Below are 24,497 nucleotides of genomic sequence, written 5' to 3'. Positions count from 1 at the left end.
GCTGCACATCTACGGTGACCTTGGGTCGGGCAACTGCCTCAAGGTCAAGCTCATCGCCGACGCCACCGGCATGCCTTATGTCTGGCATGAAGTGCTCGCCCGCTCGGGCGGCACCAGCACGCCCGAATTCCTGGCGCTCAACCCGGCCGGCCAGATGCCCGTCGTCGTGCTCGATGACGGCCGTCCCCTGGCCCAGTCAAACGCCATCCTGCGCTACCTGGCGCATGGCTCGCGCTTCATTCCCTCCGATCGTTACGCGGCGGCCAAGGTGGACGAGTGGCTGTTCTGGGAACAGTATAGCCACGAACCCACGGTCGCCGTGGCCCGCGCCCGTGTCGTCTATGACAAGGTCGCCACAGCCGATCTCGACCCGGCGCTTGTCGCCCGCGCCAACAAGGCGCTCGACCGGCTCGAACAGGCGCTGGCGAACCAGAAATTCCTCGTCGGCGATGCAGTGACCATCGCGGACATTGCCCTCCTGCCCTATACGCGCCAGTCGCCGCAGGCGGGCTTCGATCTGATCGGGCGGCCGGCGCTGACGCGCTGGATTGCCGCCTGCGAACAAGAACTCGGACTACCTGCCTTTTCGGCAGGCAATTAGGGGTACGACATGGGTAAGGTAACTGGCTTCCTCGAGATCGAACGCGAAGAGCCCCGGTACGAACCGGCCTCCGATCGCATCCGTCACTTCGGCGAGTTCACCATTCCGATGAGTGAAGGCCGCATCGTCGATCAGGCGGCGCGCTGCATGGATTGCGGCGTGCCCTTCTGCCACGGCGATACCGGCTGCCCGGTCAACAACCAGATCCCGGACTGGAATGACCTGGTCTATAACGGCGACTGGGAGGAAGCTGCGCGCAACCTCCACTCCACCAACAACTTCCCCGAATTCACCGGTCGCATCTGCCCCGCTCCCTGCGAGGAAGCCTGCACGCTGAACCTGGAAGACGTGCCCGTCGCCATCAAGACCATCGAGCAGGCCATTGCCGACCGCGCCATCAAGAGCGGCTGGATCAAGCCGCAGGTGCCCGCCCACAGGACCGGCAAGTCGGTCGCCATTGTCGGCTCCGGCCCGGCTGGCCTGGCTGCCGCCCAGCAGCTCGCCCGCGCCGGCCACGACGTGCATGTCTATGAGCGCGAGCCCAAGGCCGGCGGCCTGATGCGCTACGGCATCCCCGATTTCAAGATGGAAAAGGACCATATCGACTTCCGCGTCGAGCAGATGAAAGCCGAGGGCGTCACCTTCCACTATGGCGTCAATGTTGGCGTCAACACACCCCTGTCCGACCTCCAGTCGCGCCACGACGCCGTGTTGCTGGCCGGCGGTTCGGAAAAGCCGCGCGCCGTCGATAGCGAAGGCACCGATCTCAATGGCGTCCATTTCGCCATGCCCTTCCTTGTGCAGCAGAACCGTCGCCTGGGTGGCGAGGATGTGTCCTCCGAGGTGCAGCTCACCGCCGCCGGCAAGCATGTCGTGGTGGTCGGTGGCGGCGATACCGCATCCGATTGTGTCGGCACCAGCTTCCGCCAGGGCGCCATTGCCGTCACCCAGCTCGACGTCCGCCCCATGCCGCCGGAGCTCGAGAACAAGCTGACCAACTGGCCCAACTGGGCGGTCAAGATGCGCACCTCCTCCAGCCAGGCCGAAGGCGCCATCCGCGAATTCGCCGCCGGCACGATGAAGATCATCGGCAATGCCAAGGGCCAGGTCACCGGCGTCGAATGCGCCCGCGTCGATCGCAAGCGCCAGCCCATTCCCGGCACGGAATTCGTCATCAAGGCCGATCTGGTCCTGCTCGCCATCGGCTTCGCCCACCCCATCCATGAGGGCATGCTGACCGAACTGGGCGCCCAGCTCGACAAGCGCGGCAATCTCTTCGCCGATACGCTGAGCTACAAGACGACGGTCCCCAAGGTCTACGCCGCCGGCGACATGCGCCGCGGCCAGTCCCTCGTGGTCTGGGCCATCCGCGAAGGCCGCCAGGCCGCCCGCTCCATCGACTTCGACCTGATGGGCAAGACCGATTTGCCGCGCTGAGGTGCCTGACAAAGGCAGGAGCCCGCCACCCTACCGGTCGTCACCCTCGGGCTTGACCCGAGGGCTCTGCACTTGGACGACGCATGGCAAGTGAAACGCCCTCGGGTCAAGCCCGAGGGTGACGACCGGTGGCTGTTGCGAAGACTGGCAGTCCGCCCTGGATTCACCTCCCGCTACCGCCCATGCTAACAGTCTGCTAACACTTTCCGCCTTCGCGTGACCCGGAATCCGCATGACCACCAAGCCCTATACCGTCGACGAACTGATCTCCGCCAAGGCCATCGCGGCCCGTGTCGAGGCGCTGGCCAAGGACATCTCCACCCACTTCGCCGACACCGACAAACTCGTTGTCGTCGGCCTCTTGCGCGGTTCCTTCATCTTCATCGCCGACCTGGTGCGCGAACTCGACCTGCCCGTCGAGGTCGATTTCATGGAAGCCTCCTCCTACGGAAATTCCACCGAATCGAGCCGGGAAGTCCGTATCCTCAAGGACTTGCGCGGCGAGATCGCCGGACGCGACGTGCTGGTCGTCGAAGACATTGTCGACACCGGCTACACCCTCAAGCATGTCCTCGAAATCCTCGGCACCCGCCATCCGCGCCGCATGGAAGTCTGCGCCCTCCTTAACAAGCCGAGCCGCCGCGAAACCGACGTCGTCGCCAAGTGGATCGGCTTTGATATTCCAGACAAATTCGTCGTCGGCTACGGCATCGACTACGCCCAGCGCAACCGCAACCTCCCCCATATCGGCGCCGTCCGCTTTACCGGCTGACCGCTTTTCACCTCTCCCTTGGGGGAGAGGTCGGCCGCAGGCCGGGTGAGGGGGCCTTGTGCTCCCCCCAATGCCTGAGTAAAACCACGCCACGGTCTGCAGTTCACCGAGGCGTCGCCGCCCCATCAGGGGAGCTAAACCTGCAGTTCCAGACTTCTGACCATGACCCCATCCCCATGGGTGCCTGATCGTAAGCCGGCGACCGACGAGCGCTCTGCGCATTGGCACCCGATGAGGATTGTCATGCCCAAACTTCACGTCCCTTTCGCCGCCACTGATATCACCGCAATCGCCCGCTCGCTACGCGAGCAGCTCGGCAAGCTCGACCACGCCCCCAGCCATGTCGAGATGCTCAACATGCTGGCCCGGGCCAGCGGCCACGCCAATTTCCAGCATTTGCGCGCCGATGCCGAGGCGCAGGCTCGGCTCACCACCGAGCCCCCCCTAGAGCGGGTCGACCATGCCCGCGTCGAAAAGGTGCTGCGCCATTTCAACGAGGCCGGTGTCATGATCCGCTGGCCCAGCAGGACCAACCACCAGACACTCTGTCTCTGGGTCATCTGGTCCCGCATCCCCGCCGAGCAGCGTTTCAGCGAACGCGAGATCAACCAGTTCATCATCGACGCCCACAGTTTCGGCGACCACGCCCTGCTGCGCCGCTCGCTGGTGGACGCTCACATGCTGGCCCGCACGCCCGACGGCCGGCTCTATCGCCGCATCGAGAAGAAGCCCGATCCGGACGCCGTCGCGCTGCTGGCCGCCATCGGGCAGCGCGCGCCCGCCTAGCGCCCGCTCTCGTTCTCCACCGGCTCGGCTTCGGGGTCGAAACCGACCCCGAACGCATCGACCCGGCCGATCGGCGCGGTCACCAATTGCTCGAGGGTGAAGGGGACCGCGCCCGGCGGCACATTGACGGCGGTCACCAGTTCCGTCGCCCGCTGCGGCACCCGGCTGATCGGGATCACCGCCCCGGCCACCTCGAGCAGCCGGATCTGCCCCAGCCCCTGATAGGGCGGCCGCAGCATCGCTGCTGCGTCCGTGCCCAGCAGCGGATCGGCAATCGCCATGGTCACGCCGCCGCCGCGATAGAAGGACTGGATGGTCTGGCTGAGATAGAAGGCTAGCTTGTCCGCCCCGGCGCTGGAGAAGTGGATGCCGTCATCCTTGCGCATGCGGGCATTCTGCCCGTTCACATCCGGGCCATGCGAGGAATACTTGCCGTCCTCGCCCAGGAAGCGCTCGTAGATATCGAGAAATTCCGCCCCGCCCGAGAAGCTCGCCAGCCGCTGGATATTGCTGATCTGGCTGATTGCCGCCGAATATTCGGTCTTGGACATCGGCGGCAGGCCCACCCAGATCACCGGCTTGCGCGCCGCCCGCAGCTTGCCCAGGAAGCTGGTGATGCGCGCCTGATAGGCTGCGGTCCATGGGTCGGTCAGCGAGTCATAGGTTTCGCCATTGACCGTGATTTCCTGCCGGTCGTTGATGCCGATGATGACCACGGCGAGGTCGAAACTGTCGGCCGCGATCTGTTCGGTGATGGCGGCGTCCCAGTCGAAATAGTCGTAGCGCACAAAGCCCGAGGAACTGACGCCCTGGTCGATCACCACCAGGTTGGGGTCCTCCGCGTAGAAGCGCTCTAGCGCCCGGCTAAGGTCGATTGCCAGCGAATCGCCGAACACGGCCAGCCGGGTCGCATTGGGCGCCTTCTCGACCTGCGGCTTGGGCGGCGGCAAGGCGGCGGGCGCCTGTTGCCGGGGCGCCTGCTGCTGCTGCACGGGTGCCGGCTCGGGCTCGGGTTCGCCGAACAGCAGATCGAACAATGTCCGCCGTTTTGCCTCCTGCGCCACAATTAGCGTGTCGTCGCTCTGGGCATAGGCCGGCGCCACGTCGCTGAAGACGAGCAGGCCGACCAGCAATGCGACAACCAGGCGGATCATGGCTTTCCCGCGCAACGACCCCAACCCTCTAGCAAAACTGCCTTGGCAGCGCCATCGGCGTCCCCATCATGTTACCGTGTCGCCGCCACCAGGGCCTCATAGGCAGCCCGGGTGATGAACCCGTCGGCCACCTGGCCCTGTGCCGCCTGGAAGCGCGCATAGGCCGCCTGGCTGATTGGTCCCAGCCGTCCATCGACCGCACCGTCATAAAGTCCCAGTTGCGTCAACGCCTGCTGGATCCCCCGTCGCTCCGACAGGTTGGGGAACACCGTATTGCGCGGCCAGTCATCGACGAAGCCGCCGCCGCCCTTGAGCCGGTCGGTCATATGCGCCACGCTCATGGCGTAGCTGTCGGAGAAATTGTAGCCCTTGAGCACCAGATAGTTCTGCGTCATCAGGAATTTGGGACCGTCCTTGCCGGCCGGAACATAGAGGAAGACCGGCAGGTTCGGGTCGGCGAACTGCCGCCCGGCCACGCGCGCCACCCCGCGTTCGGCGAAGAACGATACCGGCCGCATCTCCGTCCGCGTCGCCAGCAGATAATCGAACCCATAAGGCACCACCACTTCCATGCCCCAGTCGAGCCCGGGCTGGTAGCCCAGTCCGCGCAGGAACCGCGCGCTGGTCGCCAGCGCATCGGCCAGCGAGTTGTGCAGGTCCACCCGCCCGTCGCCGTCCCCATCCGTGCCATGCGCCACTACATTGGACGGATTGACCTGCAGATGCCCAATGGCCCCGGCCCAGGAGCCGACCAGCGATTGCGCATCGAGCGGGCCCCACTGCACCAGCAGCAGGGCCGCGATAAGGTCAGCCTCGTCCTCGACCAGCCGCGTGCGCCGCTGATGCACCAGCGTCGCCAGGGCCCGCACGATGGGGCGGATCAACTGCTCATTGCCGAGCACGGCGCCGTAGTCGGTCTCCATGCCCCAGATGGCGCCAAGCACGAACGGGTCGACGCCATAGGCTTCGCCCACCGCGGCAAACAGCGCCTGGTTGCGCGCTATCGCCGCCTTGCCGCGCTCGATCCGCCCTGACGTGACCCGGCCTTCGATATAGTCCCACATGGGCGTGGTGAATTCGGGTTGGCTGGTTACCAGATCCGGCACGCGCGGGTCGGGCGTCAGCCCGCCCATGGCGCCGTCATAGGTCGACGTACTCACCCCCGCCGCCAGCGCCTTGGCCCGGAAGCCGGCGATGAAACTGCCAAAGCTCTCGATGGGCTGGGCGAAAGCCGGGGTCGAAAGAAGGACGAAGAGCAGGAACATCAAACGCATCGAACGGGTCTCCAAGGCTTCGCAACCACCGCGCGTCCGCGTCTGGCTAGCGCAGGCTAGCGATTGCGCGTCATCAGATGCCGCTCCCACCAATAGGCGGATTCGACGATTTCCCTGAGATCGTCATGCTGCGGCACCCAGCCGAGCAGGCTCCGCACCTTTTCGCCCGTCGCCGTGATCGAGGCCGGATCACCGGCGCGGCGCGGCCCCTCCTCTGCCCGGAAGTTGACCCCGGAAACCTCGCGCACCGTTTCCACCACCTGCCGCACCGAGTAACCCTGTCCATAGGCGCAGTTGAGCGTGGTGCTCTCGCCGCCGCCACGCAGATGCTTGAGCAGCAGGGCATGGGCCGCGATGAGGTCGGTGACGTGGATATAGTCGCGCACGCAGGTGCCGTCGGGGGTTTCATAGTCGGTGCCGAAAATGTCCATCTTGGCCCGCTGCCCCAGCGCCGTCTGGCAGGCCACCTTGATCAAATGGGTAGCCAGCGGCGTCGATTGGCCGCTGCGCTTGCCCGGGTCTGCCCCGGCCACGTTGAAATAGCGCAGCACGCCGAAAGTCATCGGATGCGCCGCCGCGACATCGGCCAGCATCCACTCGGTCATCAGCTTGGACCGGCCATAGGGCGACATCGGATTGAGCGGCGTCGTCTCGACGACGGGCGCCAGGCCAGTCATGCCATAGACGGCCGCCGTCGAGGAAAAGATGAAGTGCTTGACCCCGCTCTTGACTGCAGCCTCGATGAGGTTGCGCGACGTGGCGGTGTTGTTGCCGTAATATTTGAGCGGGTCGGTGACCGATTCCGGCACCACGATCGATCCCGCAAAATGCACGATCTCGCTGATGCCATGCTTGTCGATCAGGCTTCGAACGAAATCGATGTCCGCGGCGTTACCCGCTTCGAATATCGCCCTGCCATCGATTGCCCAGTCGAACCCGGTCACCAGATTGTCGAGCACGACGACCTGTTCGCCGGCATCGGCCAGGTTCAGCACCATATGACTACCGATGTAGCCCGCCCCGCCGGTTACCAGAACAGCCATGGATTAACTCCGAATTTCAATTGCTTGTTTGCCTTGGTGATATTGCAGAGACGTTGAGATAGCTTTACGCCAATTCCAGCATGGAGTGCACGATTTGCCCAAGCGCGTCAGAACCGCCGTATTTCCTGTTGCCGGCCTCGGAACCCGGTTCCTGCCTGCAACCAAGGCCCTCCCCAAGGAAATGTTGACCGTCGTCGATCGTCCGCTGATCCAGTATGCGGTCGATGAAGCGCGCGAAGCCGGCATCGAGCACTTCGTCTTCGTCACCGGTCGCAACAAGGGTGTCATCGAGGATCACTTCGACCGCCAGTTCGAGCTCGAGACTACTCTTGAAGCGCGCGGCAAAAATGCGGCACTGGAGGAGTTGCGCAAGGATCTGCCCTCGGCCGGCCGCACCAGCTTCACCCGCCAGCAGGAGCCACTGGGCCTCGGCCACGCCGTCTGGTGTGCCCGCGATATCGTGGGCGACAACCCCTTCGCCCTGCTGCTGCCCGACATGCTGTTCAAGGGCGTGCCCGGCGTTCTCAAGCAGATGATGGACGCCTATGAGGAAACCGGCGGCAATGTCATCGCCGTCGAGGAAGTCCCCGAGAGCGAAGTGTCCTCCTATGGCGTGATCGCCCGCGGCGCAGGTGCCGACAACGGCTTTGCGGTCACCGCCATGGTGGAAAAGCCCAAGCGCGAAGAAGCGCCCTCCAACCTCATCATCTCCGGGCGCTATATCCTGCAGCCGGAAATCTTCAACCTGCTGGCAGACCAGCCGCGCGGCGCCGGCGGGGAAATCCAGCTCACCGACGGCATGCAGACGCTGATGCGCAGCCAGAGCTTCACCGGTGTCAAATATCAGGGCCAGAGCTTCGATTGCGGCTCCAAGATCGGCTTTCTCACCGCCAATGTCGTCTATGCGCTCGATCGCGACGACATCCGCCCGGGCTTCCTCAGGGAATTGCGCAAGCTCGACCTCGAAGACCAGCTTTAGCCCCCTCGCCTGAAGGGGGTGCCGGACCCTAGCGTGACAGCGTGATGCCCACGGTTACCCGGTGGGCGTCACGCACGCCGTTGCTGCTGCTTTCGGAATGGTCGTAGTCATAGTCGGCCGACAGGGCCGTGTGGGCATTGACCTTGTAGTCGGCTCCCGCGCCTAGGCCGTATCCGGTCTCGGTATTGGCACTGCCGACGAAGCGCGCGCTGTTCCAGTCGGCCAGCGCTCGCAGCGCCAGCCATGAATTGACCGTGTATGCCACCTCGGCAGTGGCAGCATAATCCACCTTTGTCGTGCCCCCGCCATTGGGTCCGGGCGGGGATATCGTGGTGGCAAAGCCCGCCGTCATGCGCCAGGTCGGGTCGGGTGTGAAGGTGACGCTGGCGTCGTAGAGCTGGGTGACCACCTCGCCCAGGCCCGCCGCATCAAAGCGCCGCAGCCCCACGCCGGCCGAGGCCGTCGCTTCCAGGATCGTGCTCCAGCGCCCGGTTACGCCAGCCTTGAGCGTGGCGTCGGAGGCATTGGGATAGGCCATGAACGCCGTCGAAGGCAGGTCGAAGATGTCGCGTCCGACGCCAGCCTGGCCGAACACCTCGAAGATCGGCGTCGCCTGGAGCCCCACGCGCAATCCCGCATCCAGCGCCCAGTAATTCTGCTCCGAATTGTCGGTAACCACGCCCGATGTCAGCGACGTCGGGCCGAACACATGGCGTTGCGCCGCGCCGGTCACACCGACATTGAAGCGGCCGAACTGCCGCGTCACGCCGATATCGCCACCACCGCTGATCGTCTGCGGCGCAATGGCGATATTGCTGGCCAGCCCCGGCGAACCGGCTGTCGCCTGCGTCAGCGACAGGCTGCCATTGCCGGTCAGACGGGTGACGCTGTCCAGGTCATAGCCCGTCTGCAGCCCCAGCCGCAGACCGGTAACACTGATATTGCCGCCATCGCTGGGTCGCACGATTTCGGCGCTGGCGTCAAAATTGATCGCCGAGCGGCTGCCGATATGCTCGAGCCCGATGGTCGGCACCAGGAGGATGTCGAAGCGCTCGCCCGATGTCGCCTTGGTATAGCTGCCGCGCAGCGCCACCGACCAGTCGACATCGAAGAACGGATCGTAAGGCTCGCGCAGCCATTCGCCGCTGTCGAGCACAGGCTCGCTGGGATAGACGCCAGGCAACAGCCGCTCGTTGTCGGTGTCCGAGCCATCGCCGAGCGAATGGTCCGATGCCGCCAGCGCGGGCAAGGCAAGGCAGAGCGTGCACAGCGCCGCGGCGCCTGCATGCCTTGCTGTCTGCCGCCACCACCAGGGCAAGATGCTCTCCGCCAACCCAAATCGGCCCGCGGCATGGTGCCACCGGCTCGCGGCGATCCTTCCACCTTATGGTTAACGAATGCTTGCCAGTCCGGTTTTCAGACCGCCTCGACCTTGAGCACGGCGCCCTCATTGCCAATGATGCGCACGCGCTGGCCCGCCGGCAGGTCGGCGCCCGATACCCGCCAAACCGTATCGCCTAGCACCACCCGGCCGAAGCCCTGCTCGATCGCCTGTTCGAGCACCGCCTCCTGGCCGACCAGATGTTCGGCCCGCAGGTTGAGATAGGGGCGGTCCGTCGGCGCCGGCCGGCTGCGGGTCCAGCGGACCCAGATCGCAATGCTGACCAGCGACAGCAGGCCAAAGATCAGCCATTGCAGCGGCCAGCCGATAGCCCAGAGCAGCGCGACGATGCCGGTGACGATGCCCGAAATCCCCATCCACAGCAGGAACCCGCCGGGTACCACCAGCTCAAGCGCCAGCAGCACCAACCCAGCGACGATCCAGGCCCAGGGCCCGTTGCCCGCGATGAAGTCGATCACCTGCATGGTCCGCCTCCGTTACGATTGGCCGGCCGATGGTGGCCGGCTGGGACGAACTGGGGTCGACGGCGCGGCCCCGCCAAAGGTCTCGCGGGCGATCTCGGCAATGCCGCCGATCGAGCCGATGACACTGGCGGCCTCCAGCGGCAGCATCAGCACCTTCTGATTGGGCGAGGTGGCGATCTTGCCCAGCGCCTCGATATAATTGTTTGCCACGAAGTAGTTGATGGCCTGCACGCTGCCGCTGGCGATGGCATCGCTGACCATCGTGGTTGCCTTGGCTTCGGCCTCGGCCGAGCGCTCGCGCGCCTCGGCATCGCGGAACGCCGCCTCCTTGCGGCCCTCGGCTTCCAGCACCTGGGCCTGCTTGGCGCCTTCTGCCTGCAGGATGGCAGATTGCCTGCGACCTTCTGCTTCCAGGATTGCGGCACGCTTCTCGCGCTCGGCCTTCATCTGCCGCCCCATCGAATCCACCAGGTCCTTGGGTGGGTCGATGTCCTTGATCTCGATGCGGGTGATCTTGACGCCCCAGGGCGACACCGCCGTGTCCACCACCTTGAGCAGGCGATGGTTGATCTCGTCGCGATTGGACAAAAGCTCGTCCAGGTCCATCGATCCCATCACCGTGCGGATATTGGTCATGGTCAGGTTGAGAATGGCGTTTTCGAGGTTGGACACCTCATAGGCCGCCGCCGCCGCATCGAGGATCTGGTAGAAGGTCACGCCATTGGCGGTGATCGAGGCATTGTCGCGCGTGATCACCTCCTGGTGGGGCACGTCGAGCACCTGCTCCATGACATTGATCTTCTTGCCGACGCTGTCGATGAACGGCACGATCAGGTTGAGGCCGGGCTTGAGCGTGCGGGTATATTTGCCGAACCGCTCGACGGTGTAGTTGTAGCCCTGCGGCACCGTTTTCGCTCCCGCGAACAGCACCAGCAGCGCCAGGATGCCAAGGCCGATCAGCGTGATGCTGAGCCCGTCCAGTGCCAGGCCCTCAAAGATTTCCATCGCCGATTCTCCCTTGTCCTTCATGGCGCCGACCTTAGGGTCGCCCATGCCGGCGCGCAACGCCGGCCGGCGGAACAAAGCCCCGCCCGCAACCGTTGCAGCGGCATCTTCCCGTCGCCAAGAGCCCCGCCATGCCCGCTTCACGCCCTATCTGGAAAGGCCAGCTGCGCCTCTCGCTCGTGTCGATAGCAGTGGAACTCTATACGGCCACCAAAGCCAACGCCAAGCCCAGCTTCCGCCAGATTCACGAGCCTTCAGGCAAGCCTGTCCATTACGAAAAAGTGGTGGATGGCATCGGTCCCGTCGACAAGGACGAGATCATGAAGGGCTTTGAATATGAGAAGGACGATTATGTCCTGCTCACCGACGAGGAGATCGACGCGGTCAAGCTGGAGACCCGCAAGACGCTCGATCTCACCCAGTTCGTCTACAGCCACGAGATCGATCCGCTCTACTACGACAAGCCCTATTACATGGTGCCGTCTGACGAGCTCGCCGAAGACGCTTTCATCGTCATTCGCGATGCGCTCCGGCAGGCCGACAAGGTCGGGCTCGGCCAGCTTGCTTTGCGTGGCAAGGAATACCTTGTCGCCATCAAGCCGGCCGGCAAGGGCCTGCTGCTCGAAACGCTGCATTACGAGGACGAGCTGCGCAAGGCCGATCCCTATTTCTCCGACATTCCGGCCAAGAAGGCCGATGCGGATCTCCTGGAGGTCGCCACCGCATTGATCGACAAGAAGACCGACAAATTCGATGCCAAGGTGTTCAAGGACCATTATCAAAGCGCCCTGCGCGAGCTGATCGCCCGCAAGCTCAAGAACAAGGGCAGGAAGATCACCGCCAGGGACGAGCCGCCCGAGAGCAGGCCGACCAAGTCCAACGTGGTGGACCTGATGGCGGCGCTGAAATCCTCCCTCGAAGGCGGCAAGCAGGCCCCGGCGAAGAAGCCCGCCGCCAAGGCGAAGGCTGCCCCGCGCAAGAAGGCGAGCTGAGCTCATGGCCAGCAAAGCCGACACCCTGCTGCGCGAATACCAGGCCAAGCGCGACTTCACCAGGACGCAGGAGCCATCGGGCAAAGCCGCTGCCGGCAGTGCCAAGGGCTATCGCTTCGTCGTGCAAAAGCATGACGCCACCCGCCTGCATTACGATTTCCGCATCGAGCTCGATGGCGTGCTCAAGAGCTGGGCGGTGACCAAGGGGCCATCGGACAATCCCGCCGACAAACGCCTCGCCGTCCGCGTCGAAGACCACCCCCTCGACTATGGCAGCTTCGAAGGCACCATTCCCGAGGGCGAATATGGCGGCGGCACGGTGATGCTCTGGGACGAGGGCACCTGGGAGGCGATCGGTGATCCGCATGCGGGGCTCGAAGAGGGCGATCTCAAGATGAAGCTCAATGGCCACCGCATGAAGGGCGAATGGGTGCTCGTCCACATGAAGGGCCGCGACAGCAAGCGAAAATCCGGCCCGCCGCGCGAGAACTGGCTGCTGATCAAGCACAAGGATGACTATGCCAGGGACGAGGCGACGCTGACCGAACGCTTCACCAAGTCCGTTTCCACTGGCCGCGACCTCGACGGCATTGCCAAGGGGCTGAAGTCGAAGAAGAAGACCGAGACACCCGATGACGCGGTCTGGCATTCCGACGACGACAAGACCGCCGACAATCCAGCCCCGGCCAAGGCCAAGGCCAAGCGCGGCGCCCTGCCCGCCTTCCGCGAGCCGCAGCTGGCGACCCTCGTGACATCAGTCCCTGAAGGCTCAGACTGGGTCTTCGAGATGAAATATGACGGCTATCGGTGCCTCGCCGCCGTCGCGGGCGACCAGGTGCGTCTGTTTACCCGCACCGGCAAGGACTGGACCACCCAGTTTCAGGCCATCGTGCCACCACTGGCCCGCATCACCAAAGGCACCGCGCTCATCGATGGCGAGCTCTGCGCCTTTGACGACAAGGGCCGCACTGATTTCTCGACGCTGAAGGAGCACCTCTCCAATGGCGGCCCGCTCACCTATTTTGCCTTCGATCTGCTCGAACTCGATGGCGAGAACCTCACCCGGCTGCCGCTGATCGAACGCAAGGCCAGGCTCGAGAAGCTGCTCGGCAAGCTGGAGTCATCCTCGCTGGTGCAGTTCTCCGCCCATGTCACCGGCAATGGGCAGAAGGTGTTCGACAGCGTTTCCCGTGAGGGTCATGAGGGCATCATCGCCAAGCAGGCCGACGCCCCCTATCGCGGCGAGCGCACCCGCACCTGGCTCAAGATCAAGGCAGGCAAGCGCCAGGAATTCGTCGTCGCCGGCTGGTCGCCCTCAAGCAAGAAGAAGACCTTCGCCTCCCTGCTGCTGGGGACCTGGGAGGACGGCAAGCTGATCTATCGCGGCCGCGTCGGCACCGGCTTCAATATGGAACTGGCCCAGCAGCTGCAGCAGCAGCTCGACAGCCGCGCCCGCAAGACCAACCCGTTCGCGAACGCGCCCCGTGCCATCGCCCGGACAGCGCGCTGGGTGGCGCCGGAGCTGGTGGCCGAAATCGGCTACACCGAATTCACCCCCGATGGCATATTGCGCCACCCGTCTTTCCTTGCCCTGCGCGAGGACAAGCCGGCGGGAGACGTGCGCATGGAAAAGCCAGCCGCAGCCCCAAATGCCGCAACGCCGCTGAACGGCAAGGCCGGCATTTCCGCCGCCGAGGCGGCCGGCATCAGGCTGACCAGCCCCGATCGCGTGATCTATCCCGGCCAGGGCGTCACCAAGGCCGACCTGGTCGCCTACTATGCGGCCGTCGCCGAGCGCATGCTGCCCTATGTCGAGAAGCGGCCGCTGAGCCTGCTGCGCTGCCCGCAGGGGCGGGCCAAATACTGCTTCTTCCAGAAGCACGACACTGGGGGATTTCCCGATGCCATGAAGTCGGTGATGATCACCGAAAAGGATGGCAGCAAGGAAGACTATTTCTATATCGAGGACCTGGCGGGCCTCATCGCCGGCACGCAGATGAATGTGCTCGAATGGCATCTCTGGGGGTCGCGCATCAAGGATGTCGAGAAGCCCGAGCGCATCATCTTCGACATCGACCCCGACGAAGCGCTCGGCTTCGAGCATATCCGCGCCGCCGCGGTCGATATCGGCAAGGAGCTCGAAGCCTGGGGGCTGCAGAGCTACCCGCTGGTCAGCGGCGGCAAGGGCATCCACGTCATTGCCCCACTGCGCCCGACGACCGAATGGCCGGAGGTCAAAGGCTTCTGCAAGACCCTGGCCCAGCGCCTCGCCGACCGCGAGCCCGACCGCTTCGTCGCCACGATGAGCAAGGCCAAGCGCAAGGGCAAGCTGTTCATCGACTACCTCCGCAACGAGCGCGGCTCAACCGCCATCGCTCCCTGGTCCAGTCGCTCCCGCCAGGGTGCACCGGCGGCGGTGCCGGTCAGTTGGGACGAGTTGGCGACTGTCAAGGCCGCCAACCAGTTCACCCTGGCCGACGCCGCCGCACGGGCGAAACAGCCCGATCCGTGGAAGGGCTATTTCGACACGACCCAGTCGATCACCAAGGCCATGTGGAGCGCGGTGGACGGGCCCAGGCGCTAGGGCATCGGTACGTTGACCCGACGATCGATCGTCAGCGTCACCGCGATCACCACAAAGGCAAACACCACCATACCCAGCGCCAGCACATGCGCCTCGCCCCATTGCAACCGCTCGACATAGTCGTAGAGCGCAATGGCGATCACCTTGGTCTGGCCCGGTATATTGCCGCCGATCATCAGCACCACGCCGAATTCGCCGACCGTATGCGCAAAGGTCATCACCGCGCCGGTGATATAGCCCGGCCGTGCCAGCGGCAGCGCCACGCGCCAGAAGCGCTGCCAGTTGCTGGCGCCCAGGCTCGTCGCCACTTCGAGCGCGTCTTCGCCGATCGCGCCGAAACCGTTGCGCAGCGGCTGCACCATGAAGGGCAGCGAATAAAAGAACGAGCCGATGACGAGGCCCGTGAAGGAAAAGGCCAGCGTCCGCCCGCCCCAGAGCCCGGCAATCCAGCCGCCGGGCCCATTGGGGCCGAGCACGATCAGGAGATAAAAACCCAGCACCGTCGGCGGCAGCACCAGCGGCATGGCCACCACGGCCGCCACCAGTTCGCGATACCGGCTCCTGCTGCGCGCCAACCACCAGGCGATGGGCGTACCGAGCAGCAGCAGGATGAGCGTATTGATCGTCGCCAGGGTGAGCGTCAGGCCGACCGGCGGCCAGATATCGGCAAAACTCATCCCACGATCCGTTTACTCGATGACGTATCCCGACGCTTCTATCACGGCGACGGCGGCATCGCTTCTCAGGAAATCAAGGAAGGCCGTCGCGGCCGGATTAGCTTCCCCAGCCTTGAGCAGCACCGCATCCTGGCGGATGGGCTCATGGAGATCGGCCGGCACAAGCCACACGCCCGATTTGCCGACTACCTGGCTGGCCGCCACGAAGCCGATTTCGGCATTGCCGCTCTCGACGAATTGCAGGGTCTGGCTGATGCTCTCGCCGGTCACCAGCTTGGGCGTGATCGCATCGGTGAGACCCAAAGCCTCGATAGTCTCCTGCGCCGCCCGGCCATAGGGAGCAGTGGCGGGATCGGCAATCGCAACCTTGTCGAAATCGCCGGCTTCCAGCACGCCCTTGCCGTCGCTCAGGTCCAGCGAGGTGCTGTAGAGCGCCAGCGCGCCGATGGCATAGGTGAAGACCGTGCCCGCGACGCCAAGCCCCTCGGCCACCGCCCTGCGCGGCCGTTCGGCATCGGCTGCGAGCAGCACCTCGAATGGGGCGCCCTGGCTGATCTGGGTGTAGAGCAGACCCGTCGCGCCAAAGCTGTAGCTCACGTCATGGCCGGTCTCAGCCATGAACAGCGGCGCCAGTTGCTCGGCAACCGCGGTGAAATTGGCGGCAACGGCGACATGGACGGTTTCGGCATGAGTCGGGGCGCTGATCAGCCCGGCCAGCGCCAGTGCCGCCCCGAGCCGCCGCATCAGCCGCGCAAGGCGCTCGCTTCCCGCGCCAGGGCTTCGATGCGGGCCCAGTCATTGGCCGCCAGCGCATCAGCCGGCATGATCCACGACCCGCCGACACAGATGACATTGGAGAGCCCCAGATAGACCTTGGCCTTGGCCGGATCGATGCCGCCGGTGGGGCAGAAGGTGATGTCGGGCAGCGGCGAGGCAAAGGCCTTGAGCACCGGCGCCCCGCCATTGGCTTCGGCCGGGAAGAATTTGAGGAAGCCATAGCCGCGCTCTGCCGCCGTCATCGCCTCGCTGGGCGTGGCAATGCCAGGCAGCAGCGGAATGCCGATATCGTCGGCCGCATCGAGAATGCGCGGCGAAATGCCGGGCGACACCATGAAGCGGCAGCCGGCATCGACCGACTGCTTCATGTGCAGCGCCGTGCGCACCGTGCCAGAGCCGACAATGGCGCCGGTGACCTTGGCCATCTCTTCCATCACCTTGAGCGCATTGGGCGTGCGCAGCGTCACTTCCAGGATCGGCAGGCCACCGGCGACCAGTGCCTCGGCCAGCGGCCGCGCCTGGCTCACATCATCGAGGATGATCACCGGGACAACCGGAGCGAGCGAGAGGATGGAGCGGATGGCGGCGGTGTCTTGCGGCATGGTCAGTCCTCATCGGTGCTGTTGGGGAACGGTTAGGAGCTTGGCAAAATTCCCGCAACCCCGTTCATTGAAAAGCCCGGAAAAAATCCCTAGGTTCCGCCACGACTTCGGGAGGAGACGCACCATGGTGCAGACGATCAACGCCGTGACGCCCCTCGATGAGGCACGCGCCATCCTGTCCCAGCACTTCGACCTCAAATTCTCCAAGGCCATCGAGCGGGCCACCGAGAAGGTGTTCGATCGGGTGCGCGACAAGATTCCCGAGATCGAATGGCCCTTCTATGCGCCGCTGATTTTCCAGATCAATCAGCTCAAGCGCGAGAAGGACGCGGTCATCCTCGCCCACAACTACCAGACGCCGCAGATTTATCACGGCGTCGCCGATATCGTCGGCGACAGCCTGCAGCTGGCCATCGAGGCCACCAAGGTCAAGCAGTCGGTCATCGTGCAATGCGGCGTGCATTTCATGGCCGAGACCAGCAAATTGCTCAATCCGGACAAGACGGTACTCATTCCCGACAGCCGCGCCGGCTGCTCGCTGGCCGAGAGCATCACCGCCGAAGACGTGCTGATGATGAAGGAAAAATATCCGGGCGTTCCGGTGGTGACCTATGTCAACACCTCGGCGGCGGTGAAGGCGGTGACCGACGTCTGCTGCACTTCGTCCAATGCGCTCGACATCGTCAATCGCGTCGATGGCGACACCGTCATCATGATCCCCGACCAGTATCTTGCCGCCAACACGGCGAAGAAGACCGCCAAGAAGGTCATCACCTGGGCCGGCGCCTGCGAGGTACATGAGACCTTCACGGCCGAAGACATTTCCGAGCTGCGCCACGCCTATCCGACAGCCAAGATCATCGCCCATCCCGAATGCCCGCCCGAAGTCATCGACGCGGTGGATTTCGCCGGCTCGACCGCCGCCATGATCGACTGGGTCAAGACCAACAAGCCGCCGCGCGTGGTGATGGTCACCGAATGCTCCATGTCGGACAATGTCGCGTCGGAGACCACGGGCGTTGATTTCCTGCGCGGCTGCAACATCTGCCCGCATATGAAGCGCATCAACCTCGAAAACGTGCTGTGGAGCCTCCACACCATGACCGAGGAAGTGACGGTCGATCCTGCCATCATCCCGGCAGCGCGGCTGGCCGTGGAGCGCATGATCGAGATGAGCCGGAAGGGCGACTAGGCGCCCAGGGCGTAGCGACGATGATGGGCGAGGAACTCCGCGCCGGGACGGAGCGGTTCTTCGGGCAGCACCAGGCTGGTACGCAGCGCGGACAGCGTATCCCGATCCAGCAGGTCCGGATGTGGCACGAGGATGCGGAAATCGTCCGCGATGGTGATCAGCCCGTCGCGAAAGGCCGGCGTCAACGAATGCAGCATCGGCAGGTAGTTGGCGATGGTGAGCGGTCCACCCTGCTCGCGCGGTCGGATGGCGGTGACGTCGAGGTCGGGATGGAGGGACAGGGTGGGCGGGGCAAAGCGTGCACCGGTCAGCGCGCAGCGATGGCCATAACTGACCAGCACGAGGCGATAGAGACTGGTATAGGCTTCGAGCTCATCGGCGGCGGCAAAGCCCTTCTGCATCTCCTCGCCAAATCCGTCTTCGCCGCCCACGACCACCCGTCCTCTCCAGCTTCCCCTGGGAAAGGACCTTACGTAGAACCACAGAGCTTGCAAGCGGAGCCGCTCCAGCCATGACCACCTTCGACAATACGCTCAATGCCGATGGCGCGCTGATTGTCGGCGCGGGCCTGGCGGGTCTGTTCACCGCGCTCAAGCTGGCGCCGCGCCCGGTGACTGTACTGTCGCCCAAGCCGCTCGGCCTGGGCGCGTCGTCGGCCTGGGCGCAGGGCGGCGTGGCCGCGGCGGTGGGCAAGGGCGACAGCAGCCACGCCCATGCGGTGGATACCGAAATGGCCGGCGCCGGCATTGTCGATCACGGCACCGCCGAAAGCGTCACCGCGGAGGCCGCCGCCCGCATCGAGGACCTGGCGCGCTGGGGTACACCCTTTGATCGCGACGATTTCGGCAATTACGAACTGGGCAAGGAAGCCGCCCATTCGGCGAACCGCATTGTCAAGGTCGAGGGCGACCGGGCCGGCTGGGCCATCATGCAGGCCATCATTGCCGAGGTGCGTCGCACCCCGTCCATCCGGGTGGTCGAAGGCATTACCGCGCTGAGCCTGGCACGCGATAATGGCCGTATCGTCGGCGTCTTCTGCCGCAAACTGGGTGATCGCTATTCCGAGCCCGTCTTCATCCGCGCCCGCGCCACGGTCTTGGCGGCCGGCGGCCTGGGCGGGCTCTACGCCGTCACCACCAATCCGCCCGGGGTACGTGGCCACGCCATGGGCATGGCCGCGCGCGCCGGTGCGCTGATTGCCGACGCCGAATTCGTCCAGTTCCACCCCACCGCCATCGCCACCGGTGCCGACCCGGCCCCGCTGGCCACCGAAGCGTTGCGCGGCGAAGGCGCCATACTCGTCAACGACCTGGGCGAGCGCTTCATGCCATCAATTCATCCCGATGCCGAACTGGCGCCGCGCGACGTGGTCGCCCGCGCCAATTTCCGCCAGATCCAATCGGGTCGGAAGGTCTTCCTCGATACGCGGCAGGTGCTCGGCGAAGCCATCCTTACCCGCTTCCCGACGGTTTCGAAATACTGCCTGGACGCTGGCATCGACCCGGTGGCCGGCATGATCCCGGTCACGCCGGCCGCGCATTTCCATATGGGCGGCGTCAAGGTGGACGATCGCGGCCGCTCATCGCTGCCAGGCCTTTGGGTTTGCGGCGAGGCCAGTTGCACCGGCCTGCATGGCGCCAACCGGCTTGCCTCCAATTCGCTGCTCGAAGCCACCGTCTACGGCGCGCGCATCGCCGAAGATATTGGCGGGCTGGAGCCTGCAAGGGAGCTCGCTCCGTTCAAGGGCATAGAGTGGGACGAGGCAGAGGGCCAGCGGGCCGAGGACGTCCTGCGCGGCACCATAGCCGTGCAGGACCTGCGGCGTGTCATGACCGACCTGGTGGGTGTGGAACGCGACGCCGATGGCCTGCGGCTGGCCCTTCGTCGTATTGCCCATCTGGAGGCCACGGCCGAGCAGGTGACGAGCGCCTATCTCAACATGACCACCTCGGCCACCATGGTCGCCGCCGCCGCGCTCAAGCGCACCGAAAGCCGCGGCGGGCACTTCCGCACCGATTTCCCGCAGACCGACGAGGGCTGGGAACATCACACCACCATGACGCTGGAGGAAGCCCTCGCCATTCGTGCCGGGGCCTGATCACTCCGTCAGCATGTACTCGGCAATCGCGGCGCGATCGGCCTCGGTCCATTGGGAAGTTGAATCGGCAATGACTTCCCCCATCGGTCCGCCAAGCACATCAAAGCCGGGCGTGAAGCCATCGAGCAGCGTCTGCGCCAGCAGGTCCTGGTCGTAGCCTTGCCCGAGCAGCGCGTCGCGGGTGATGGCCGGCGCCTTGCCTCCAGTGCCGCCGGGTGAGCCGGTAAGGGCCTTGCCCCAGTCCAGCGCCCCAAGGGCGTTGCGCGGCGTATGGCAGGCGACGCAATGGGCCGGGCCATAGGCCAGGTACTCGCCCCGGTTATAGGCCTCCGACCGTCCCTCTTCCGGCACGAACCGCGCGGGCGAGAAGAAGAGGTTCTTCCAGCCCGCCATGGCGAGGCGGATATTGAAGGGAAATGGAACCTGGCTGGCCGCCGCCGGTTCGCTGACAGGCTCGGTCGCCATCAGCGCCGCATAGAGATCGGCTATCTCCTGGTCGCTCATCCGCGTGTAGTTTTCGTAGGGAAAGGCCGGGTAGAGGTGCCCCTGCGGCCCCATGCCGTTACTCATCGCGTCCGAGAACTGCGCCAGCGTCCAGTCGCCGATGCCGGCTGTGGGATCGGAGGTAATATTGGGCGGCACGAAGGTGCCGAACGGCGTTGTGAGCCCCGCGCCGCCAGCCAGGAAGGCGCGGCCGCTGGCCGCATCGGTGTGGCAGGCAATGCAGCCGCCCAGCCGGATCAGATAATTGCCACGCTCGGCATCGCCGACCAGCGTCAGGTCCCGCGCGGGACCCGTGACCGGCTTGAGGAAATAGACCGCGGCCCCGATACCAACGACCGCGAGCACACCCAGAACCACCAGCCAACGCCGCATGAAAGCCCCCGCCCTGCCTGAATCAATACAAGCAGAGGTGGAGTCGGGACGCAATCGCCAAGGAAATCAACTGCCTGCGAGGTCGAGCAGTCCCGCGATGGCATCCCGCCTGGTGTCGGCGACCAGCCGCCCCAGTTCAGTCGTCCCCCGCATCAGCACCAGCGTGGAGCGGCGCGGAATGCCCATCTGGCGCACAAGGTCGCCCCGACTGTGCTGGTCCCAATCGACGCGGATGATGGGGATGGCCGCGTAAGCCGGACTGGCTTCGGCAAGCTCCTGCAACACCCGCTCCTGCGCAGCGCAGGTGGAACACCAGGTGGCGAAGAAGTCGATGAGATAGGGCTGGTTGCCCGCGGCGAGCTCGGCAAGGGCTGTTTCACTATAGGTGATGATGGATGTGGCGGCGCTGGCCGGGCGGATGACCGTCCAGGCAGCAATTCCTGCCATAAGGGCGAGTGCGGAGCGGCGGCTGACAGGCATGGGGAAGTCCTTTGCTAGATGCTAACGGAAATGTCGGTGAACCAGGCAGGCAACACGGCCAGGGCCCAGCCCTCTGCCAGTCGATCGAGCTGGAAGACGATGGCGAGACCCACCACGATGAGCCCCCAACCCAGAAGGGTCTTGGCATGCGGCGTAATGCGCGCCAGCAGGGCCTTGCGCCCGGAAATGAGCGATCTCGTGCCATAGGCCAGCGCCAGCATGACCGTGGCGGCACCGGCGGAGAACATGACCATGATGGAAAAGGCGAAACCCAGATTCTCGCCCTGCGCCGCCAGGCCGATCGCCGCCCCCAGGGTGGGGCCGATGCAGGGTGACCAGGCCAGGCCCAGCAATGCGCCGCCGAGCGCCTCGCCCAGCAGCCCCTTGCCCTCCACCTGGCCGATCAGCCTTGTGCCGCCACCGGCGGCAGCACCCGCGAGGCGCCCGAAGCTGGCCTGCGCCTGAGGAATGAGTTGGACCAGTCCGAAGAGGATCATCAACCAGCCCGCCGCCAGGGTGATGTCCTCCTGCGGGAGCCCGGTTGCCCGGGTGAGGGCGAAAGCGCCCATGCCGGCCAGGGTAAAACTGACCGCCATGCCAGCGGCCATGACCAGCGGCCCCAGCGGATGGCGAGCCACGGCGCCAGCAGCGATGAGCGGCAGCAGCGGCAATACGCAGGGATTGAGCAGCGTCAGCAGGCCCGCGGCATAGGCGAAGATCAGATCGAGCACAGCAACCCCGCAGCAAGAAGCGAACCAATCGGTTACGCTCTATTCGCGCCGTGGGGGCGGATGGTTTCTTATGCCTGGATCAACTGCGCGTTACCATCACGCCGTCAGTACGGCATCGACCTCGGCGCGGGTCGGCGGCTTGCAGCCCTTGCGGCCGCAATTGATGCCGGCCACCACCGCGCCAAAACGCAACATGTCCGAGAGTGCGCCCTCGCCCAATCCATCGAGCTTGCCGGGCTTGAGCAGCCCGCGTTCGTGCAGCCAGGACAGAATACCCGCCATCAGGCTGTCGCCGGCGCCAACGGTGTCACCGAAGACCGGCGGCGCATAGATCGCCGCCTGGGCCTTGCCCGCGGCGGTGAAGGCGCGCGAGCCCTTGTCGCCCAGCGTCACCACGACGAGCTGGCAATTGGGACGCGCCAGCAGGTCCGCGGCGTGCTGCTCTATATCCTTGGCGCTGTCGAGCGCCTCAAGGTCTTCCTCGGACACTTTCACTACATGGGCGAGATCGAGGAAGGTGGAGAGCCGCGCCTTGTAGCCCGAGAAATCATCAACCAGGCTCGGACGCACATTGGGGTCGATGGAAATGGTGGCGCCCCTGGCGATGGCCGCCTGGACGATCTCGAGCCAGATGGCGGCCTCGTCAGGCTTGATTGGGCAGAAGCCGCCGATCTGGTACAGATCGAGCTTTTCCGGCAGCGCCGCTATGCCCTTGGCCGCCTCGATGGCGCCATCGGCCGAACGATAGAAACCGTAGCGGGCATTGTGGTTGGCATCGAAATTGACCACGGCCAGGGTGGTATATTCCCTGACCCGCTCGGTCAGCAGCGGCTTGACCCCGGCCTCGTTGAGCGGACCCAGCAGATAGTCGCCAAAGGCGTCCGCCGAGATGGGGCAGAGGAAGCCCGTCGGATTGCCCAGCTTGGCCAGCGCGATGGCGCAGTTATAGGGCGAGCCGCCTGGATGGGCCGTCATCACGATCTGGCCTTCGCCGTCGCGACCGATCAGCGCGCCATCAGGCAGCGCCACCTCGGCCTTGAGATCGATCAGGCTTTCCCCACCAACGACAAACATGCAGTGCCTCCCAGCGCAGTCGGCAGCGACATAGCATTTTTGGTGAGCCTGTCACCAGCGGCGTGAGCGAATGCTCAGTTCGAGGACTTGGGATAGCGAGCGGACCACCAGTCATTCCAGCGCTGCTCCAGCGCACGGAATTCGGTGTCTTCCAGGCCATAGGTCGTGAGCAGCACCGAGCCGCCGCCATGCAGCCGGCTGTCGGAAATGCCCTTGTCGGTGACGACTAGCAGTCCGTTGCCCCACTGTTCGACGGTGAGCGCAGTCTGGAAATGGGTCTGGTACCAGATCTTGCCCGAGGCGCTGTCGCCCGTGCCCAGCCCAACCGCATGGGCCTGTCCCGGCGCCAGGTCGGCGACTTCACCAAGGCCCAGTTCCGTCGTCGGCTCGCCAATGCCGGGCTTGCTCGACCCCGACAGAAAGATGGTGCGACGGTCCTCGCCCGGATGCAGTTCCAGCGCCAGCCGCAACTGCTGGAAAAAGTTGATCCACCCCTGGGTGATATCCTCATAGACGCCGGTCCAGTCGATCGGTGCCCCGCCGGCGCGAGTCAGCAGCAGGCGCGTTTGCTTGCCGTCCCGGGTCAGTTCGACAACGTCACGAATGCCCTCCCATTCGCTGAACTCGACGACATGTCTCGCCTCGTCGACAGCAGCGCCATCCTGGAAAATGAACTTGATCTCCTCGGCGAGACCCGGCGCATCCCAGCCGAACCAGTTGGCGATCTGCGCCGGGTCGCGCAGGGCAGCCCAGACGGCTTCAATGGGTGCCGCAATGGTGATGTCGACAATGACCTGCCTGGGGTTCTCGCTCATGGCATGCTCCTCAATTGATGGGCTTGGCCGGCTGGTTGGCCACGGCCGGATGGGCGCCCATGACCAGGTGGTAGCCGCGCGTGTCGGGCAGCCGCGGATAACGGGCAGCCAGTTCTGCAACGGCCTTGGCCAGGGCGCCGGTGAAATCCTCGAAATCCTGCGGCTGAGCAAAGCCGATATCGGCTTCGATGGTGAAGGTGAGCAGCCGCTGCCCGGCCGCCTCGGCGGCGCCGCGCATGCGCGTCACCTCGCGGACTACCGTCGCCGCTGCCTCGACCAGATGGGCCGCGGCATGACGGTCCTGCGCATCGACCGCCAAACCGGCGCCCAGCATGGCGGGATCGAGGACGAATGCGTCCGCGGCGGCCACCAGCACCCGTTCGACGAAGCCGCGCCGTTTGCGCTCCTCGACCAGTCGCACCAATCCGGCCTGCTCCAGCGCCCGCAGGTGATAGCCGAGCTGCTGGCGCGGCAAGGCCAGCTTCTTGGCCAGGCCTGCCGCCGAGCCGGGCTCGCGCAATGCCGCAAGCAGGCGGCGCTTGACCGGATCGAGCGCCAGCAGCGCCCTGTCGGCATCCTCGATCAGCACCGTAGATGATACATCGCTCATGCCCCAACGCTACATTAGACAAATAAATCTGTCAAATGACGGAAGGCGGCAGCGCGCCATTCCTGCTCGACC

Annotated in this window: 25 protein-coding genes; 9 read left to right on the top strand and 16 right to left on the bottom strand. The window is 65.0% G+C overall.

Going from position 1 to position 24,497, the window contains the following annotated elements; translation table 11 throughout:
* The first annotated feature begins 1 nt into the window (after position 1).
* From IH615_RS16380 to IH615_RS16365, 4 genes are all read left to right on the top strand, one after another.
* Positions 2 to 601: a glutathione S-transferase family protein gene (locus IH615_RS16380; RefSeq protein WP_291363476.1), complete on the top strand. Its 600-nt coding sequence runs from the start codon at positions 2 to 4 to the stop codon at positions 599 to 601.
* 9 nt (positions 602 to 610) lie between these two features.
* Positions 611 to 2,038 carry a glutamate synthase subunit beta gene (locus IH615_RS16375; RefSeq protein WP_291363450.1) on the top strand — a complete coding sequence of 476 codons (1,428 nt, stop codon included), beginning with the start codon at positions 611 to 613 and terminating at the stop codon, positions 2,036 to 2,038.
* Positions 2,039 to 2,270: 232 nt separating this feature from the next.
* Positions 2,271 to 2,810 carry a hypoxanthine phosphoribosyltransferase gene (gene hpt / locus IH615_RS16370; RefSeq protein WP_291363448.1) on the top strand — a complete coding sequence of 180 codons (540 nt, stop codon included), beginning with the start codon at positions 2,271 to 2,273 and terminating at the stop codon, positions 2,808 to 2,810.
* A 243-nt stretch (positions 2,811 to 3,053) separates the two neighbouring features.
* Positions 3,054 to 3,596 (top strand): DUF2087 domain-containing protein, encoded by a 543-nt coding sequence (locus IH615_RS16365; RefSeq protein ID WP_291363446.1) that lies wholly within the window; start codon positions 3,054 to 3,056, stop codon positions 3,594 to 3,596.
* On the opposite strand, the gene IH615_RS16360 is transcribed toward IH615_RS16365, so the two are convergent.
* The 3 genes from IH615_RS16360 to galE all read right to left on the bottom strand — a co-directional run bounded on the left by IH615_RS16360 (position 3,593) and on the right by galE (position 7,067).
* Positions 3,593 to 4,750: a DUF459 domain-containing protein gene (locus IH615_RS16360; RefSeq protein WP_291363444.1), complete on the bottom strand. Its 1,158-nt coding sequence runs from the start codon at positions 4,748 to 4,750 to the stop codon at positions 3,593 to 3,595. The genes IH615_RS16365 and IH615_RS16360 overlap by 4 nt on opposite strands.
* Before the next feature lie 71 nt (positions 4,751 to 4,821).
* Positions 4,822 to 6,024: a lytic murein transglycosylase gene (locus IH615_RS16355; RefSeq protein ID WP_291363442.1), complete on the bottom strand. Its 1,203-nt coding sequence runs from the start codon at positions 6,022 to 6,024 to the stop codon at positions 4,822 to 4,824.
* 56 nt (positions 6,025 to 6,080) lie between these two features.
* On the bottom strand, positions 6,081 to 7,067 hold the full coding sequence (galE, locus tag IH615_RS16350) for a UDP-glucose 4-epimerase GalE (RefSeq protein ID WP_291363440.1): 987 nt from the start codon (positions 7,065 to 7,067) through the stop codon (positions 6,081 to 6,083).
* Positions 7,068 to 7,161: 94 nt separating this feature from the next.
* Here galE and galU point away from each other — a divergent pair, with 94 nt between their 5' ends.
* Positions 7,162 to 8,046, top strand: coding sequence for a UTP--glucose-1-phosphate uridylyltransferase GalU (gene galU, locus IH615_RS16345; RefSeq protein ID WP_291363438.1), 885 nt, complete (start codon positions 7,162 to 7,164; stop codon positions 8,044 to 8,046).
* A gap of 28 nt (positions 8,047 to 8,074) precedes the next feature.
* Here galU and IH615_RS16340 read toward each other — a convergent pair whose 3' ends face one another.
* The 3 genes from IH615_RS16340 to IH615_RS16330 all read right to left on the bottom strand — a co-directional run bounded on the left by IH615_RS16340 (position 8,075) and on the right by IH615_RS16330 (position 10,893).
* Entirely contained in the window at positions 8,075 to 9,364 is a 1,290-nt protein-coding gene (locus IH615_RS16340) for an outer membrane beta-barrel protein (protein WP_291363436.1), read from the bottom strand.
* 98 nt (positions 9,365 to 9,462) lie between these two features.
* Positions 9,463 to 9,912, bottom strand: a complete 450-nt coding sequence (locus IH615_RS16335; RefSeq protein ID WP_291363435.1) for an NfeD family protein — start codon at positions 9,910 to 9,912, stop codon at positions 9,463 to 9,465.
* A gap of 12 nt (positions 9,913 to 9,924) precedes the next feature.
* Entirely contained in the window at positions 9,925 to 10,893 is a 969-nt protein-coding gene (locus IH615_RS16330) for an SPFH domain-containing protein (RefSeq protein ID WP_291363474.1), read from the bottom strand.
* 155 nt (positions 10,894 to 11,048) lie between these two features.
* On the opposite strand from IH615_RS16330, the gene IH615_RS16325 reads away from it, so the two are divergent.
* Positions 11,049 to 11,909 (top strand): Ku protein, encoded by an 861-nt coding sequence (locus IH615_RS16325; protein ID WP_291363433.1) that lies wholly within the window; start codon positions 11,049 to 11,051, stop codon positions 11,907 to 11,909.
* A 4-nt stretch (positions 11,910 to 11,913) separates the two neighbouring features.
* Complete coding sequence (gene ligD, locus IH615_RS16320; protein WP_291363431.1) at positions 11,914 to 14,493, top strand: DNA ligase D; 2,580 nt, start codon at positions 11,914 to 11,916, stop codon at positions 14,491 to 14,493.
* Here ligD and modB read toward each other — a convergent pair.
* The 3 genes from modB to eda are packed head-to-tail and all read right to left on the bottom strand — an operon-like array spanning position 14,490 to position 16,549.
* Positions 14,490 to 15,170, bottom strand: coding sequence for a molybdate ABC transporter permease subunit (gene modB / locus IH615_RS16315; RefSeq protein WP_291363429.1), 681 nt, complete (start codon positions 15,168 to 15,170; stop codon positions 14,490 to 14,492). The two genes, ligD and modB, sit on opposite strands and share 4 nt — an antisense overlap.
* Before the next feature lie 12 nt (positions 15,171 to 15,182).
* Complete coding sequence (gene modA, locus IH615_RS16310; RefSeq protein WP_291363427.1) at positions 15,183 to 15,914, bottom strand: molybdate ABC transporter substrate-binding protein; 732 nt, start codon at positions 15,912 to 15,914, stop codon at positions 15,183 to 15,185.
* Positions 15,914 to 16,549, bottom strand: a complete 636-nt coding sequence (gene eda, locus IH615_RS16305; RefSeq protein WP_291363425.1) for a bifunctional 4-hydroxy-2-oxoglutarate aldolase/2-dehydro-3-deoxy-phosphogluconate aldolase — start codon at positions 16,547 to 16,549, stop codon at positions 15,914 to 15,916. The genes modA and eda overlap by 1 nt, the downstream gene beginning before the upstream one ends.
* Before the next feature lie 124 nt (positions 16,550 to 16,673).
* Here eda and nadA point away from each other — a divergent pair, with 124 nt between their 5' ends.
* Positions 16,674 to 17,741, top strand: a complete 1,068-nt coding sequence (nadA, locus tag IH615_RS16300) for a quinolinate synthase NadA (RefSeq protein ID WP_291363423.1) — start codon at positions 16,674 to 16,676, stop codon at positions 17,739 to 17,741.
* Here nadA and IH615_RS16295 read toward each other — a convergent pair.
* Entirely contained in the window at positions 17,738 to 18,172 is a 435-nt protein-coding gene (locus tag IH615_RS16295) for a hypothetical protein (protein WP_291363421.1), read from the bottom strand. The two genes, nadA and IH615_RS16295, sit on opposite strands and share 4 nt — an antisense overlap.
* Before the next feature lie 80 nt (positions 18,173 to 18,252).
* On the opposite strand from IH615_RS16295, the gene IH615_RS16290 reads away from it, so the two are divergent.
* Positions 18,253 to 19,839 carry an L-aspartate oxidase gene (locus IH615_RS16290; RefSeq protein ID WP_291363419.1) on the top strand — a complete coding sequence of 529 codons (1,587 nt, stop codon included), beginning with the start codon at positions 18,253 to 18,255 and terminating at the stop codon, positions 19,837 to 19,839.
* Here IH615_RS16290 and IH615_RS16285 read toward each other — a convergent pair whose 3' ends face one another.
* The 6 genes from IH615_RS16285 to IH615_RS16260 all read right to left on the bottom strand — a co-directional run bounded on the left by IH615_RS16285 (position 19,840) and on the right by IH615_RS16260 (position 24,425).
* Positions 19,840 to 20,715 carry a cytochrome c gene (locus IH615_RS16285; protein WP_291363417.1) on the bottom strand — a complete coding sequence of 292 codons (876 nt, stop codon included), beginning with the start codon at positions 20,713 to 20,715 and terminating at the stop codon, positions 19,840 to 19,842.
* Positions 20,716 to 20,781: 66 nt separating this feature from the next.
* Positions 20,782 to 21,195: a thioredoxin family protein gene (locus tag IH615_RS16280; protein WP_291363415.1), complete on the bottom strand. Its 414-nt coding sequence runs from the start codon at positions 21,193 to 21,195 to the stop codon at positions 20,782 to 20,784.
* Positions 21,196 to 21,209: 14 nt separating this feature from the next.
* Positions 21,210 to 21,926: a cytochrome c biogenesis CcdA family protein gene (locus tag IH615_RS16275; RefSeq protein WP_291363413.1), complete on the bottom strand. Its 717-nt coding sequence runs from the start codon at positions 21,924 to 21,926 to the stop codon at positions 21,210 to 21,212.
* Positions 21,927 to 22,022: 96 nt separating this feature from the next.
* On the bottom strand, positions 22,023 to 23,000 hold the full coding sequence (locus IH615_RS16270) for a carbohydrate kinase (RefSeq protein ID WP_291363411.1): 978 nt from the start codon (positions 22,998 to 23,000) through the stop codon (positions 22,023 to 22,025).
* A 74-nt stretch (positions 23,001 to 23,074) separates the two neighbouring features.
* A complete protein-coding gene (locus tag IH615_RS16265) occupies positions 23,075 to 23,815 on the bottom strand; it encodes an SRPBCC domain-containing protein (protein WP_291363409.1) in 741 nt (246 codons plus the stop codon).
* A gap of 10 nt (positions 23,816 to 23,825) precedes the next feature.
* Positions 23,826 to 24,425, bottom strand: coding sequence for a helix-turn-helix domain-containing protein (locus tag IH615_RS16260; RefSeq protein WP_291363407.1), 600 nt, complete (start codon positions 24,423 to 24,425; stop codon positions 23,826 to 23,828).
* Positions 24,426 to 24,497: the final 72 nt, after the last annotated feature.

It is taken from the genome of Devosia sp. (genome assembly GCF_014860165.1).
Classification (GTDB): Bacteria; Pseudomonadota; Alphaproteobacteria; order Rhizobiales; family Devosiaceae; genus Devosia.
This window is presented reverse-complemented; position numbering and strand designations above follow the sequence as displayed.

Coding starts and splice junctions, on each gene's coding strand:
- IH615_RS16360 (WP_291363444.1), bottom strand. CDS start 4,750: ATGATCCGCCTGGTTGTCGCATTGCTGGTCGGCCTGCTCGTCTTCAGC.
- nadA (WP_291363423.1), top strand. CDS start 16,674: ATGGTGCAGACGATCAACGCCGTGACGCCCCTCGATGAGGCACGCGCC.
- IH615_RS16365 (WP_291363446.1), top strand. CDS start 3,054: ATGCCCAAACTTCACGTCCCTTTCGCCGCCACTGATATCACCGCAATC.
- IH615_RS16335 (WP_291363435.1), bottom strand. CDS start 9,912: ATGCAGGTGATCGACTTCATCGCGGGCAACGGGCCCTGGGCCTGGATC.
- IH615_RS16290 (WP_291363419.1), top strand. CDS start 18,253: ATGACCACCTTCGACAATACGCTCAATGCCGATGGCGCGCTGATTGTC.
- IH615_RS16270 (WP_291363411.1), bottom strand. CDS start 23,000: ATGTTTGTCGTTGGTGGGGAAAGCCTGATCGATCTCAAGGCCGAGGTG.
- IH615_RS16265 (WP_291363409.1), bottom strand. CDS start 23,815: ATGAGCGAGAACCCCAGGCAGGTCATTGTCGACATCACCATTGCGGCA.
- modB (WP_291363429.1), bottom strand. CDS start 15,170: ATGAGTTTTGCCGATATCTGGCCGCCGGTCGGCCTGACGCTCACCCTG.
- IH615_RS16375 (WP_291363450.1), top strand. CDS start 611: ATGGGTAAGGTAACTGGCTTCCTCGAGATCGAACGCGAAGAGCCCCGG.
- eda (WP_291363425.1), bottom strand. CDS start 16,549: ATGCCGCAAGACACCGCCGCCATCCGCTCCATCCTCTCGCTCGCTCCG.
- IH615_RS16285 (WP_291363417.1), bottom strand. CDS start 20,715: ATGCGGCGTTGGCTGGTGGTTCTGGGTGTGCTCGCGGTCGTTGGTATC.
- galE (WP_291363440.1), bottom strand. CDS start 7,067: ATGGCTGTTCTGGTAACCGGCGGGGCGGGCTACATCGGTAGTCATATG.
- ligD (WP_291363431.1), top strand. CDS start 11,914: ATGGCCAGCAAAGCCGACACCCTGCTGCGCGAATACCAGGCCAAGCGC.
- IH615_RS16260 (WP_291363407.1), bottom strand. CDS start 24,425: ATGAGCGATGTATCATCTACGGTGCTGATCGAGGATGCCGACAGGGCG.
- IH615_RS16355 (WP_291363442.1), bottom strand. CDS start 6,024: ATGCGTTTGATGTTCCTGCTCTTCGTCCTTCTTTCGACCCCGGCTTTC.
- hpt (WP_291363448.1), top strand. CDS start 2,271: ATGACCACCAAGCCCTATACCGTCGACGAACTGATCTCCGCCAAGGCC.
- modA (WP_291363427.1), bottom strand. CDS start 15,914: ATGCGGCGGCTCGGGGCGGCACTGGCGCTGGCCGGGCTGATCAGCGCC.
- IH615_RS16280 (WP_291363415.1), bottom strand. CDS start 21,195: ATGCCTGTCAGCCGCCGCTCCGCACTCGCCCTTATGGCAGGAATTGCT.
- IH615_RS16325 (WP_291363433.1), top strand. CDS start 11,049: ATGCCCGCTTCACGCCCTATCTGGAAAGGCCAGCTGCGCCTCTCGCTC.